Origin of the sequence: Gordonia insulae (assembly GCF_003855095.1) — a bacterium.
Classification (GTDB): Bacteria; Actinomycetota; Actinomycetes; order Mycobacteriales; family Mycobacteriaceae; genus Gordonia; species Gordonia insulae.
On sequence record NZ_CP033972.1, the window covers coordinates 4,317,457 to 4,329,822 of the forward strand.

Sequence of the window (12,366 nt, forward strand, 5' to 3'; positions counted from 1 at the left end):
GGGCAGGTCAGCGCGCCGGATCACCGCCATGGTGACCAGCAGCGTGGTCGTCGGAGCCGGCCTCGCCCTCGCGGCGCCGTCGGCGTCGGCGGCCGGCGACTTCTACACGCCGCCGTCGACGTTCGCGGCACAGCCGGGCTCGATCATCAAGAGCGAGCCGAGTCCGCTGCTGCTGCAGATCCCGGGGGTCGCGAATCAGTGGCCGGGTACGGCCAAGCGGCTGATGTACACCTCGAGCTACCAGGACGGGAAACCTGCCGCCACGACGGGCACGGTGATCGAACCCACCGCGCCGTGGCGCGGCAAGGGATCGCGGCCGACCGTCGTGGTCGGACCGGGCACCATCGGTCAGGCCGACCAGTGCGCCGCATCGCGGTTGATGGCCTTCCCGATGTCCGTCGACATCACCAAACCCAGTGTCGCGGTGAACTACACCGCGCCGGAGATGTACTACCTGCTGACGAACGGTGTGCGGGTCTTCGTGGCCGACTACATCGGCATGGGCACGCCGGGCATCCACACCTACGTCAACCGCCGCGAGACCGGCTACGCGATGCTCGATGGTGCGCGGGCCGCGCTGAGGAGTTCGGGTGCTCCCGCGGACGCGCCGGTCGGGTTCGCCGGCTACTCACAGGGCGGTGGGGCCGCCGCGTCGGCCGCCGAACTCGCGCAGACCTACGCGCCCGACCTGAACGTCCGGGCGACCTATGCCGGTGCGCCGCCCGCGGACCTGTCCAAGGTGATCGACGCGATCGACGGGACCACCATCGCGGGGGCGATCGGATTCGCGATCAACGGGCTGACCGCGCGCTATCCCGTCGTGCAGAAGGTGGTGCAGACCGAGACCAACGCGGCGGGCAAGGCCGCGCTGCGGAAAATCTCCCAGCAATGCATCGGCGACATCATCCTGAGCTTCGCATTCCAGAACACCCGCAACTGGACGAGGACCGGTGAGTCGCTCTCCGCGGTCATCAACCGGCATCCCGAGGTGCAGGAGGTGGTCGCCGAACAGCGGATCGGGCACCTGAAGCCCAACGCACCGGTGTTCCTCGAAGGTGGACTCCACGACGACGTGATCCCGTACGGCCAGGTCGCCCAGCTCGCCACGGACTGGCGCGCGCAGGGCGCCGACGTCCGGTTCGTGACCAACCCGACGCCACCGATCCTCACCAAGACGATCGTGAACCACGTCGTGCCGATGCTCGCGACCCTGCTCCCGGGTATGGAATTCCTTCTGGCCGAGTTCAACCGCTGACCTCGAGGCCGATGTCGAAGTCGACCCATCCCGACCGGATCGCCATCCGAATCTGCGATCCTGTCGGGATGGTGCGCGTGTGGGCGGGGATCGTCGCGGCAGTGGTGGGTATGACCGTGTGGGGAGCGGGCGGCGCGGTGGCCGCGCCCGCCGCGCAGTCCCCGGCGACCGGCGTCGGGCCGACCGGAACGTCGCTGATGCACGGAGACCTGTGGTCCACCGATTCCACCCCGTTTCCCGGGCCCGGACGGACCGCCCGCCTGTCGGCGTCGTCGGTGCCGGGTGGTGCGTGTGCCGCCACGTTCATCGGCCGCGACGGCATGCCGATCTCCCTCTGCACGCAGTTCGTGGGCGGGTCACCCGTCAACGTGGCCGTCCCGACCGTCACCCTCTTCGATCCCCGTACCGCGGCACCGGTCGCGCGCCTGCAACTCGCCAAGGGCGGCCTCCTGGGCGGCGTCTACGGCTACCTCGACGACCGGGATCGGGTGGTGGTCGCCGATGGCTCGGGCGCGATCCTGCGTGTCGCGCACCGTCGGTCGGGGAGTGGCCACCGGCTCTACGTCGACGACCGGGTCGACGTGTCGCGGCACATCCCGGCGGATGACGCGATCACCGGTCTGGCCCCCGACTTCGACGGTCGGACCTGGTTCGCGACGACACGCGGGGTGGTCGGCACCGTCGGTTCCGACGGGGGTGTCCGCTCGACCCACCTGCCGCAGGGCGAGGAGCTGGGCAACGGGTTGTCGGTCCGGGCGGCGGGAGCGTCGATCATCACCACCCACGCGTTGTACGAGATGCGGGCCGGCGCCGACGGCACGCCCGAGGTGGTGTGGCGGCGGACCTACGATCGCGGGTCCGCGCGGCGTCCCGGCCAGCTGACCGGGGGCTCCGGCACCACGCCGACCTACTTTGGTCCCGGTGGCGACGGCTGGGTGGCCATCGTGGACAACGCGACGCGACCACATCTGATCGTGTACGACAGCGATACCGGGTCGACGGTCTGCCGGATGCCGGCATTCGTGCGGTCCGGTCAGGGCACCGAGAACTCGCCGATGGCGTGGGGGAGCTCGCTGGTCATCCCCAGCACCTACGGCTACCAGTACCCGCCGATGGCGGTGTCCGGACCGAGCGTGCCGGCCGACGCGCCGTTCGTCGGTGGCGCGACCCGGATCGATGTGTCCGGCCAGGGTTGCCGGCGGGTGTGGGAGAACGGCGACCGCATCGCCACCCTTCCGCGAATGTCCCGCGCCGACGGGCTCATCCATGCTCTCGGCTACGGACCGTATGTGCCCGGAGCGATCCAGCAGGCCGGTCCGATCTATTACGTGGCAACCGATTTCGCCACCGGAGAACGTGTGCGCACCCTGCGCGTGGGGACCGGACCGGTGGACGAACCACTGGAGCTGACCGGCACGATCGCCCGCGACGGCACGCTGTGGCAGGCCACCGTCGGCCGGATGCTGAAGATCGGTCGATGAGGGGTTCGGCAGTCCGGCGGAGCACCGGGCACAGCGTGGGAGAATCGGCACCATGACCGACCCCGACGACCCGGATCGCATCCCGACGCAGGCCGAGTTGGACGCGGAGGACCTCGCGGCCATCGCGCGGAGTTCGCAGGATCGGGAGCACGCGACCCTCTATCCGCCCCGACCGGGCGACCCGACCCCGCCGCCGGCGGCGCTGGCGGTGCACGCCCGTGTCGCGTGGTGGGGTGCGGCGGTCGCCGGACTGGTGAGCGTGGTCTACGGCTTCGTCAATCTGGGGATGATCACCGATCTGCTGCGCGCGCGACTGCTCGAGGGCGTGGTGAACGATCCGCGCAACGCGAGCCCGGAGGATCGGGTCGACTCGCTGGCGGGATTCTTCCCGCCGTTCATGCTCGTGATGATCGTGGTGTTCCTGGCCATCGAATACGCGTTGCTCGTGGCCGCCGCGAATCATCACAGTCGTAACTGCCGCAACTTCTTCCTCGCCGCCGTCGTGGTGAACCTGCTGTGCATCCCGATCGGCATCGATCTGCTCTTCGACTATCCGGATGTGTGGTCGGCGATGTCGGTGATCGGATGGATTCAGTTCGCGCTGCTGGTCATCTCCCTCCTCTGCACGGTGCGCGGCAGCGTCAACCAGTGGCTGCCCTCCTCGACGCGGATGCGCCCGACGAAGATGTTGCGGGGCAGGTGAATCAGGAAGTGGACTGGTCCAGCGCCAGCAACTCCTTGATGAACTCGTCCTCGTCGATCCGGGTGCTGCGACCGTCGTCGATGACGATCTGTCCGTCCACCATCACGGTGTCGACGACCGACCGTGAGCCGGTGGTGAGCAGGGACGAGCCCGGATCGCGGACGGGCAGCGTCGCGTAGTCCCGGTCGAACCGGATGAGCGTCAGATCGGCGGGGGCGCCGACGCTGACCCCACCGATCACCTCCGGCAGGCCGAGTGCGACATTGGCTCCGCCGCAAGCGATGTCGAGCATCTCGCCGAAACCCAGCAGGTCCGCACGCTTGTGCACGGCGCGCTGCACGTAGGCGGCGATGCGGAACGTCTCGAGCATGTCCTGGGTGTCGTTGCTGGCCGCGCCGTCGACGCCGAGTCCCACGGCGAGCCCACGATCGAGCATCGCGGGAACGGGGGCCACGCCGCTGCCCAACCGCATGTTCGACAGCGGGTTGTGCGACACCGCGACCCCGCGTGCGGCGAGGATCGCCTGCCCGACGTCGTCGAGTTCCACACAGTGCACGGCGAGGACCCGATTCCACAGGAATCCGTTGCCGTCCAGGTACTCCACGGCGCCGACCCCGGCATGCTCGAGACACATCCGGTCGTCGGTCGGCGTCTCGAGCAGGTGGATCGAGACGGGCAGATCGCGCGCCTGGGCGAACTCGCGCAGCGCGACCATCCCCCTCTCGGTCACCGACCGCGGGTTGGGCACGGCGAGCGCCATGGTGATCGGTGATCCGGCCACCTGGTGACGGAGGTGGTCGATGTGATCGAGGACGTCGCCCAACGGCTGCATGAGTCGCGGCTCGAATCCCCACTTGCGTGTCGCGTCCGGACGATCGGCCACCCCGCGGCCGAGTACCGCGCGAATCCCGGTGTCGCGCAGGGCTTGGATGACTGCGCCGTGCACCTCGTCGGACGGGTGCGGCCACATGTGTTCGACGACGGTGGTGGTGCCCGATCGCAGCGATTCCAGACAGGCGGCCACCGCGGCGAGGTAGGCGCGTCGCGGCGTGATCGTGACGGATTCCTCGCCGACGGCGAGCAACCACTCGAGCAGCGGTGTGCACTCGGCGATGCCGCGCATCAGGGACTGCTGCAGGTGGGTGTGGGTGTTGACGAAGCCGGGGATCAGGTATCCGCCCGACCTCTCGCCGGGGCCGGCGGTGTCGCCGATCTGCGAGACCACACCATCGGTGATGCGCACATCCTGATGCGCCAGCCAGCGTCCGCCCGTGTAGACGGTGACGTCGGAGAACATGACGTGGCCTACTTCGCGAAGTTCGCGGCGATGCGCTGCGCGATGTAGTCGGCAGCGGTGATGGGTGGGTGGGTGCCACCCGCACTCTCGATGACGACGTCGGTGTTCGCCTGGGCGAAATAGGCGATCGTGTAGCGCGGTCCGGTGTACTCGCCACGTCGCGGGGCCCGAACCCGATGGAAGTTCGACGGCAGGCGGTCGTCGGACCAGCGCATCAGCATGTCCCCGATGTTGCAGGTGATCGCGTCGTCGGACGGCTCGACCGGGGTCCAGGCCTGGCCCTGCGTCTCGGCACCCGGCAGCACCTGCAGCCCGCCCTGTCCGGAACGCTGGAACAACAGGGTCAGCGCGTCGAAATCCGTGTGCGCCCCGGCTCGCCAGACGTTCTCGGCGTCGAGCTGGTCGTCGGGGAACGCGTAGTAGTGCAGCAGCCGCAGGGTGCTCTGGTAGGTGCTCGACGCCGGGTCGTGCGCGCGGGTGAAGAAGTCGCGGTCGAGGTCGAGCCGTTCGGCGAAGCAGCTCAGCAGGTCCATCGCGAGCTGCCAGCACTTGTGCTCGAAACCCTCGATGGTGGACCGGAATCCGGCGAGCTCGTCCTCGCCGGGCCAGAGTCCGTCCATCCGCGGGCGGGTGAACTGGAACGACTCCTTCTGATCCGGTGTGCCCACCGACGGGCGCACCTGGGTCATGTACTCCCAGCCCGCGTTCTGCCCCTTCTGCAGCGGGAAGCGCTCCTTGACCTCGCGCGGGAGCTCGAAGAATCTGGCCGACATCTCGAACGCGTGCGACACCTCGGCGAGGTCGATGCCGTGGTCGATCACCTGGAAGAACCCGATATCGGTTGCCGCGGACCAGAGTTCGTCGGCGATCTGGGCGCGGCGTGAATCGAAGTCGGCGAGACTGATGCGGCGGACCTCACGGTCGGTCGTCTCGGTGCCGAGCCCGCCCATCGAGGCCTCACGATTGAGTTCGGTCATCGCGTAGGGCGCGGCGCCGGGTGGGGTCGAGCGGGCGGCGGAAGCGGTGCTGATGTCAGACATGGGTGTTCTCTCTGTGTGGCGGAAACCGCATGCGCTTTTCGACGCGACGCCTGAGAGGGGGGTCGTCGCGGACGCGAACAGCGGGACTCCGGCCCGTTGCTACACACGATCTCGTGGTGTCGAGGATAGGGCACCGGCCGGTGGCACGCGACCCGAGAGCGGCGGTGATCTTAGGGTTCCCTCATTTTCTGGACTTCCTCCAAAAACTGGAACTTATCCAGAAACGGCGCTACGGTGGTGTCATGTCGGATCGCATCGAGCTTCACCGCCAGCTCCGGGAGGCGGGCCTGCGGGTCACCGCGCCCCGGGTCGCGGTGCTGGAGATCCTGCATGCCCATCCGCACTCGACGGCCGATTTCGTGGCGTCCGGCGTGCGGGAGCACCTCGGCGGTGTCTCGACGCAGACCGTCTACGACGTGTTGCGCACGTGTGCCGACCGCGGGTTGTTACGCCGGATCGAGCCGGCCGGATCGCCCGTGCGCTACGAGACCCGAACGGCGGACAACCATCACCACCTGATCTGCCGACGCTGTGGCGAGATCATCGACATCGACTGTGTGGTGGGCGATTCCCCGTGTCTGGTCCCGGATCGGGATCATGGCTATCGAATCGACGAAGCCGAGGTCATCTTCTGGGGCGCGTGCCCGGCTTGCCGGGATGTGCATTGATGAGGCGGAAGGTGTTGTACCGCGGAATGTGTTGTACAACAGCCAGATCCGTCGGTGAGGGTGACCTGCGCGATGGGCATCACACCGATTGCAGGAATGAGTGTCAACCGAGAATCGTTGGAACGGGCGAGAGTTCGCCGGAACCGACACCGAACAGTGGAGGATCACAAATATGGCAATCGATACGGTCTACACCATTTCGTCCAAGGCCGCGGGCGGCGGTCGTGACGGAGAGGTCGTCTCCGCCACCGGCCAGATCGACCTGGCGCTGCAACCGCCGAAGGAGATGGGCGGCAGCGGCGAGGGCAGCAACCCGGAGGAGCTGTTCTCCGCGGGTTATGCCGCATGCTTCCTGGGAGCGCTGCGGGCCACGTCCAAGCAGGCCGGCACACCGGTGTCGGACGATTCGACGGTCACCGTGACCATCGGCATCGGCAAGGACCCGGAGGACGGCGGCTTCGGACTGACCGCCGCCATCGAGGCCTACATCCCGGGCGTCGATCAGGCCAAGGCGCAAGAGCTGGCCGAGGGCGCGCACGCCTTCTGCCCGTACTCCAAGGCCACCCGCGGCAACATCGCGCAGACCGTCACCGCGACGGTCTGAGGCGCCCGCAAACCGTAGTCGGCCCAGAAACCATAGTCAGCACGGCGAGCCCGTGCCAGGAAAGGAGTGGTAGCAATGGCCACCAAGACCCCGATCACCAGCACGTTGACCGAGGAGCAGAAGACCGTCACCGGTCAGGCTCTGCAGGACACCCTGGTCGACCTGATCGATCTGTCGTTGATCGCCAAGCAGGCGCACTGGAACGTGGTGGGACGGCAGTTCCGTTCGGTCCACCTCGAACTCGACGAATTGGTCGCGGTGAGCCGTGAGTTCACCGACGCCGCCGCCGAGCGGGCCACCGCCATCGGCGTGAGCCCCGACGGTCGTGCGGAGACGGTTGCGAAGACCGCACACACCAAGGGCTTCGGTGAGGGCTGGACCGCCGACTCCGACGTCGTCGACGCCGTCGTCGAGAACCTGAAGGCGGTCATCGCAGGTCTGCGCGAGCGGATCGACACCACCGAGAAGACCGATCCGGTGACGCAGGACCTGCTCATCGGATTCGCCTCCAAGCTCGAGCAGTTGCACTGGATGTGGCAGGCGCAGGTCGCCTGACCTCTCCCGCGAGTCGCGCCGTCCGCTTCTCCCACACACTCTGTGGTGAGGCGGGCGGCGCGCCGTCATCTACGCAGGTGTGACCGGGCGCACTCCGGCTCCCCGGGCAGAGGTAGCGTGGCCCCGTGGACAGTTGGGGAGCAAGTGTGGGGCTGGGATTACTCGCGGCGGCGCTGGGCGTGATCGCCTTCGTGCGATACCGCGAACGCGAGACCGCATCGATGCAGCGCGACGTGACGCTGGCACGGGAACTGCGGGAACTGGCCGGGGGCGATGACGTGCGGCTGGCCGCCGTGGACGAGTTCGAACTGGCCATCTACCAGCGACTCTTCTATGCGAGCGTCGTCGCGCCGCGTATCCGCAGTGCGGCGTGGGCACTCCTCGGGACCGCGCTCGCGGTGACCGCGACGCTCGCGACCGCGGCGGGCGACGGTCTGCTGTACACGGTCGTCCACGTGTCGACGATCGTCCTCGCTGCGGTGTTCGGGGTGGCGACCCTCGTCTTCACCGCACTCGCGCTCTTCCACACCGCGACGACTCCGCGGGTCTCGTTCGAGGACTCCTACGGCCAGTCCTGAGCCGGGGTCCCCATGCGCGTCGCCCTCGCCGGGTCAGCGGGCGAAGCGTCGCCGATAGATCGTCGGCGAGACGCCGACGGCGGCGTTGAAGTGGTGGCGCAGGAGCGTCGCGGACGCGAAGCCGACCTGTTCGGCGACCACGTCGACCGGTAGCCCGGTCGATTCCAGGAGGCGTCGGGCATGCAGGACGCGCTGCTCGGTGAGCCATTTGTGCGGGGACACCCCGACCTCGTCGACGAACCGGCGCGCGAAGGTGCGGGTGGACATGTGCATCCGTTCGGCCAGGTCGTCCACGGCGATGTCGGTGTCGAGGTGTTCGATCATCCACTGCAGCACCGCGGCGAACCCGTCCGACTCGCACTCGGGCACGGGTGCCTCGACGAATTGTCGCTGCCCACCGTCACGGTGCGGCGGCACCACCATGCGGCGGGCGATGCGATTGGCCACCTCTGGTCCGAACTCCGCGCGGACCAGATGCAGTGATGCGTCGATGCCGGCCGCGGTGCCCGCACTCGTGGTGACCGGTCCGTCGTCGACGAACAGGACGTCGGTGTCGACGATGGCCTTCGGGTACTGCTGGGCGAGCTCGGCGCCGTAGCGCCAGTGCGTGGTGCACCGCCTGCCGTCGAGGAGTCCTGCCGCACCGGCCGCGAACGCGCCCGAGCACACCGTCAACACGCGACCACCGTTGTCGACGACGGTGCGCAGGGTGTCGAGGATCTCCGGTGGGAAGTCGGGCTCGGTGCTGCCGCCGGGGATGGCGACCAGGTCGGCGTCCAGACATTCCTCGAGGGCGTGTGGTGGGACGACGAAGGCGCCGTTGCCGATGCTCAGCGGGACCCCGGGTTCGGGTGAGCCGATGAGGAATTCAAAGGGTGGGACGCCGTCGTCGGTGCGGTCGAGGCCGAACACCTCGTTGACGACCCCGAACTCGAAGAGGGCGACCCGTCGGAAGAGCAGTACGGCGACCTTGTTGAGCACGTCACCAGTATGGCAGAAAATTTGCGAACAATGTCATTCGAGCCACTGTTGGCGGGATATTGACGGGAGAATACTTTCTGTCATGAACACCATGATCCTGATCATGCTCCTGATCGCCTTCGTCGCGCCCGCGGCGGTGATGGTCTACCGCTCTGAGCGGCGGACGGACCACATCTCCCGGGTCCCGTTCGGCTTCGGCGCCGACAGCGACCGCATCCACGACGAACTGGTGGTACTGAACCTGCGTCGGCGCGACTGCTCGTGAGGGTTTGCGTCGCGGGGCTCCGCGGCGCGGGCACGAGGTCGGCCCCGGCTGTTATGTTGGGGCCGTTCCGGGCAGTGGGGTGCTGCCGACAGTCGAGATCCTTTGGGGGGCGTTCGGTCGTATGCCGCGTATCCGCGTGTGGTCGGTCGCCGTCCTGCTCGTCGTGATCGCCGTGATCACCGCGGCATCCGCGGTGGTCAGAACCTCGAGTCCGAGCGCGGCAGCCCAGCTCCCGCAGGGTTCCGCGAGCGTGGCCGGCGGCACCGACGCCGCCGACGGCGTGCTGGTCAGCCGCACCCTCTTCCGTGAGTCCACCGCCGCGATCGTCGTCGCCCCGGGCGTCGCCCCGGACAGCTGGCGAGGTGTCGCGGACCTCGCACGAACGCATCGCGTGCCGGTCTTCGCGCTCGACGACACCAACCGAGCCGCCGTGGCCGCGGAACTCTCCCGGCTCGGCACGACGACCGTCTACGCCGTCGGAGATCCGTCCGTGGCCCGCGACGTGGGTGTCGGTGCGGTGACCACCGACACCCACGACCTGTCCGGAAACCGGCCGCCGGAACCGACGACGTCGTTGGTCTACCTCGACCGCGCCGGCCCGGATGCCGAGATCACCGCCGCCGCGGCCGGCGCCCGGGTGGTGCGGGTCCCGGTCGCCGATCCGCGCTCCACCGGCGAATCCGTGCGTGCGCTGCGGGAGAATCCGGGCGCCGCGGTCCGGGCATTCGGTGCGGACTTCGGCAGCAGTGCCGACTTCGCCGCGCGCGTGCAGACGGCGCGGTCGCAGACCGAACTGCCCGGTGGTGGTCAGCTCGTGTTCCCGGGCCGCCGGTTGGTCGCCCTCTACGGTTCGCCGGGGTCACCGTCGCTGGGTCCGCTGGGCGCCCAGGACCTGCCGGCCTCCGTCGATCGGGTGAAAAGGCTTGCCGCCCAATATCAGCCGGTCAGCCGGGAGCCGGTGGTGCCGGCGTTCGAGATCATCGTCTCGGTCGCGTCGTCGGAACCCGGCCCCGACAACTCGTACAGCAGCATGATCGATCCCGGCGAGATCCGACGGTGGGTGCAGGCCGCGCGGGCCGCCGGGATCTACGTGACCCTCGATCTCCAGCCCGGCCGGACCGACTTCCTGACGCAGGCCAAGCGATACGCCGACCTGCTGGCCGAACCGAACGTCGGGTTGGCCCTCGATCCCGAGTGGCGCCTCAAGCCCGACCAGGTGCATCTGAGTCAGATCGGCTCGGTGTCCGCGGACGAGGTCAATCGGACGTCCGAATGGCTTGCCGGATTGGTCCGCGCCCGCGGGTTGCCACAGAAGACGTTCGTACTGCATCAGTTCGACAGCGCATCGCTGGAGAACCGCGACCGCATCATCACGTCGCGGCCCGAACTGCAGGTGGTGCTCCACGCCGACGGGCACGGGACGCCGCCGGTGAAACTCGGGACCTGGCAGCGCCTGATCTCCGGTTTGCCCCCGAACATCTGGATGGGGTGGAAGAATTTCTACACCGAGGACCATCCGACGTTCCCGCCGTCGCGCACCATGCAGATCCAGCCGACGCCCTGGTTCGTCTCATATCAGTAGGAGACGCTCATGGCCGCGACGATCGACGAATTGGCCGCGTGCCCCGATCCGTCGAGCCGACCCGATCCGATCGCCGTCCTGACGGCGCAGGCGACCTCGCGGGTGGCCGACCTGATCCCGGTGCGCAACGCGCGCATGGCGGCGACACCGTTCACCTTCTATCGGGGGGCGGCGGCAGTGATGGCCGGCGACCTCGCCGCGACGCCGGACTCCGGGGTGACCACGCAGTTGTGCGGTGACGCGCATCTGAGCAACTTCGGTGTCTTCAACACGCCGGAGCGGCGGATGATCTTCGACCTCAACGACTTCGACGAGACGAGCCCCGGACCGTTCGAATGGGATCTGAAGCGGCTGGCGGCCAGCTTCGTGGTGGCCGGACGCGGCAACGGCTTCGATGCCGTCACCACCCGCGACTGTGCCCGCGAGGTGGCCAAGTCCTACCGTCGGTGGATCCTGGCCAGTGTGCAGCAGTCCACGATGGAGTGCTGGTACGCGCGCATCGACGTCGAGGAGATGATCGCCGCCGTCGGCAAGATGTTGGACACCTCGACCGAGGCGCGGACCGTGAAGGGTCTGAAGAAGGCGCGCCATCGCAACAGTCTCCAGGCGCTCGGCAAGCTCTGCGTCTTCGACGAGCACGGCGATCCGCACATCCGCAGCGATCCGCCGCTGTTGGTGCCGGTCCACGAGTTGTTCGGAGACCACCACGCCGACATGGTCGCCGAGCGGATCGGCGAGCGGATCGAGGAGTACCGGGCCAACCTGCCCGACTACATCCGCGCCCTGTTCGATCAGTTCACCCCGGTCGACTTCGCGCGCAAGGTCGTCGGTGTGGGAAGCGTCGGAACCCGCGCGTGGATCGTGCTGATGCGTGGACAGCGCGGCGAGGACCCGCTGTTCCTCCAGCTGAAAGAGGCGCAGCGCTCGGTCCTCGTCGACCACGTGCCCACCGCGCCCTACCCGAACCAGGGTCAGCGGGTGGTGGAGGGGCAGCGGCTGCTGCAGGCGGCGAGCGATCTGTTCCTCGGCTGGACCTCGGGGTTCGACGAGAACGGGGAGAAACGCGACTTCTATGTCCGTCAACTGCGCGACGGCAAGGGGTCGGTCGTCGTCGAGGCGCTGAACCCGGCAGAACTCACGCTCTATGCCCGGCTGTGCGGACGGGCGTTGGCGCAGGCACACGCGCGGACGGCGAGCCGGCACGACATCGCCGACTATCTGCAGAGCGGAAAGGGTTTCGCCCGGGCGATCGCGGACTTCGCCGAGACCTACGCAGATCTCAACGCCGGTGACCACAGCGCGATGACCACCGAGATCGCCGAGGGGCGGCTCGAGGTACACGAACTGGCCTGACGGA

General features: G+C 68.3%; 13 protein-coding genes. 10 read left to right on the top strand and 3 right to left on the bottom strand.

The window, feature by feature from the left end; genetic code table 11:
• Window positions 1-28 precede the first annotated feature (28 nt).
• The 3 genes from D7316_RS19665 (at window position 29) to D7316_RS19675 (ending at window position 3,439) form a co-directional block, all read left to right on the top strand.
• Complete coding sequence (locus tag D7316_RS19665) at window positions 29-1,255, top strand: lipase family protein (protein ID WP_124709757.1); 1,227 nt, start codon at window positions 29-31, stop codon at window positions 1,253-1,255.
• A 110-nt stretch (window positions 1,256-1,365) separates the two neighbouring features.
• Complete coding sequence (locus D7316_RS19670; RefSeq protein WP_232017206.1) at window positions 1,366-2,736, top strand: hypothetical protein; 1,371 nt, start codon at window positions 1,366-1,368, stop codon at window positions 2,734-2,736.
• Between the two features lie 52 nt (window positions 2,737-2,788).
• Window positions 2,789-3,439 (top strand): hypothetical protein, encoded by a 651-nt coding sequence (locus D7316_RS19675; RefSeq protein ID WP_124709758.1) that lies wholly within the window; start codon window positions 2,789-2,791, stop codon window positions 3,437-3,439.
• Between the two features lies 1 nt (window position 3,440).
• Here the strand turns inward: D7316_RS19675 and D7316_RS19680 are convergent, their stop codons facing one another.
• Both D7316_RS19680 and D7316_RS19685 read right to left on the bottom strand, forming a co-directional pair.
• The gene (locus tag D7316_RS19680) at window positions 3,441-4,736 is read right to left on the bottom strand and encodes an amidohydrolase family protein (protein WP_124709759.1); all 1,296 of its coding nucleotides are present in this window, start codon (window positions 4,734-4,736) and stop codon (window positions 3,441-3,443) included.
• 8 nt (window positions 4,737-4,744) lie between these two features.
• The gene (locus D7316_RS19685; RefSeq protein WP_124709760.1) at window positions 4,745-5,776 is read right to left on the bottom strand and encodes an isopenicillin N synthase family dioxygenase; all 1,032 of its coding nucleotides are present in this window, start codon (window positions 5,774-5,776) and stop codon (window positions 4,745-4,747) included.
• A gap of 242 nt (window positions 5,777-6,018) precedes the next feature.
• Between D7316_RS19685 and D7316_RS19690 the strand changes: the two genes are divergently transcribed.
• From D7316_RS19690 to D7316_RS19705, 4 genes are all read left to right on the top strand, one after another.
• The gene (locus tag D7316_RS19690; RefSeq protein WP_124711453.1) at window positions 6,019-6,444 is read left to right on the top strand and encodes a Fur family transcriptional regulator; all 426 of its coding nucleotides are present in this window, start codon (window positions 6,019-6,021) and stop codon (window positions 6,442-6,444) included.
• Between the two features lie 172 nt (window positions 6,445-6,616).
• A complete protein-coding gene (locus D7316_RS19695) occupies window positions 6,617-7,048 on the top strand; it encodes an organic hydroperoxide resistance protein (RefSeq protein ID WP_124709761.1) in 432 nt (143 codons plus the stop codon).
• A gap of 75 nt (window positions 7,049-7,123) precedes the next feature.
• Entirely contained in the window at window positions 7,124-7,603 is a 480-nt protein-coding gene (locus tag D7316_RS19700) for a Dps family protein (protein WP_124709762.1), read from the top strand.
• 125 nt (window positions 7,604-7,728) lie between these two features.
• Window positions 7,729-8,181 (top strand): hypothetical protein, encoded by a 453-nt coding sequence (locus D7316_RS19705; RefSeq protein WP_124709763.1) that lies wholly within the window; start codon window positions 7,729-7,731, stop codon window positions 8,179-8,181.
• 33 nt (window positions 8,182-8,214) lie between these two features.
• Here D7316_RS19705 and D7316_RS19710 read toward each other — a convergent pair whose 3' ends face one another.
• Complete coding sequence (locus D7316_RS19710; RefSeq protein ID WP_124709764.1) at window positions 8,215-9,162, bottom strand: helix-turn-helix domain-containing protein; 948 nt, start codon at window positions 9,160-9,162, stop codon at window positions 8,215-8,217.
• Window positions 9,163-9,244: 82 nt separating this feature from the next.
• Between D7316_RS19710 and D7316_RS19715 the strand changes: the two genes are divergently transcribed.
• From D7316_RS19715 to D7316_RS19725, 3 genes are all read left to right on the top strand, one after another.
• Window positions 9,245-9,427 carry a hypothetical protein gene (locus D7316_RS19715; RefSeq protein ID WP_124709765.1) on the top strand — a complete coding sequence of 61 codons (183 nt, stop codon included), beginning with the start codon at window positions 9,245-9,247 and terminating at the stop codon, window positions 9,425-9,427.
• Window positions 9,428-9,548: 121 nt separating this feature from the next.
• On the top strand, window positions 9,549-11,009 hold the full coding sequence (locus D7316_RS19720) for a hypothetical protein (RefSeq protein ID WP_124709766.1): 1,461 nt from the start codon (window positions 9,549-9,551) through the stop codon (window positions 11,007-11,009).
• Window positions 11,010-11,018: 9 nt separating this feature from the next.
• Window positions 11,019-12,362 carry a DUF2252 domain-containing protein gene (locus D7316_RS19725; protein WP_124709767.1) on the top strand — a complete coding sequence of 448 codons (1,344 nt, stop codon included), beginning with the start codon at window positions 11,019-11,021 and terminating at the stop codon, window positions 12,360-12,362.
• The last annotated feature ends 4 nt before the right edge of the window (window positions 12,363-12,366 follow it).

Bases quoted from the DNA above. Each gene is read 5' to 3' on its own strand.
- D7316_RS19685 (WP_124709760.1), bottom strand. From the start codon at position 5,776: ATGTCTGACATCAGCACCGCTTCCGCCGCCCGCTCGACCCCACCCGGC.
- D7316_RS19715 (WP_124709765.1), top strand. From the start codon at position 9,245: ATGAACACCATGATCCTGATCATGCTCCTGATCGCCTTCGTCGCGCCC.
- D7316_RS19695 (WP_124709761.1), top strand. From the start codon at position 6,617: ATGGCAATCGATACGGTCTACACCATTTCGTCCAAGGCCGCGGGCGGC.
- D7316_RS19680 (WP_124709759.1), bottom strand. From the start codon at position 4,736: ATGTTCTCCGACGTCACCGTCTACACGGGCGGACGCTGGCTGGCGCAT.
- D7316_RS19725 (WP_124709767.1), top strand. From the start codon at position 11,019: ATGGCCGCGACGATCGACGAATTGGCCGCGTGCCCCGATCCGTCGAGC.
- D7316_RS19700 (WP_124709762.1), top strand. From the start codon at position 7,124: ATGGCCACCAAGACCCCGATCACCAGCACGTTGACCGAGGAGCAGAAG.
- D7316_RS19665 (WP_124709757.1), top strand. From the start codon at position 29: ATGGTGACCAGCAGCGTGGTCGTCGGAGCCGGCCTCGCCCTCGCGGCG.
- D7316_RS19690 (WP_124711453.1), top strand. From the start codon at position 6,019: ATGTCGGATCGCATCGAGCTTCACCGCCAGCTCCGGGAGGCGGGCCTG.
- D7316_RS19675 (WP_124709758.1), top strand. From the start codon at position 2,789: ATGACCGACCCCGACGACCCGGATCGCATCCCGACGCAGGCCGAGTTG.
- D7316_RS19720 (WP_124709766.1), top strand. From the start codon at position 9,549: ATGCCGCGTATCCGCGTGTGGTCGGTCGCCGTCCTGCTCGTCGTGATC.
- D7316_RS19670 (WP_232017206.1), top strand. From the start codon at position 1,366: ATGACCGTGTGGGGAGCGGGCGGCGCGGTGGCCGCGCCCGCCGCGCAG.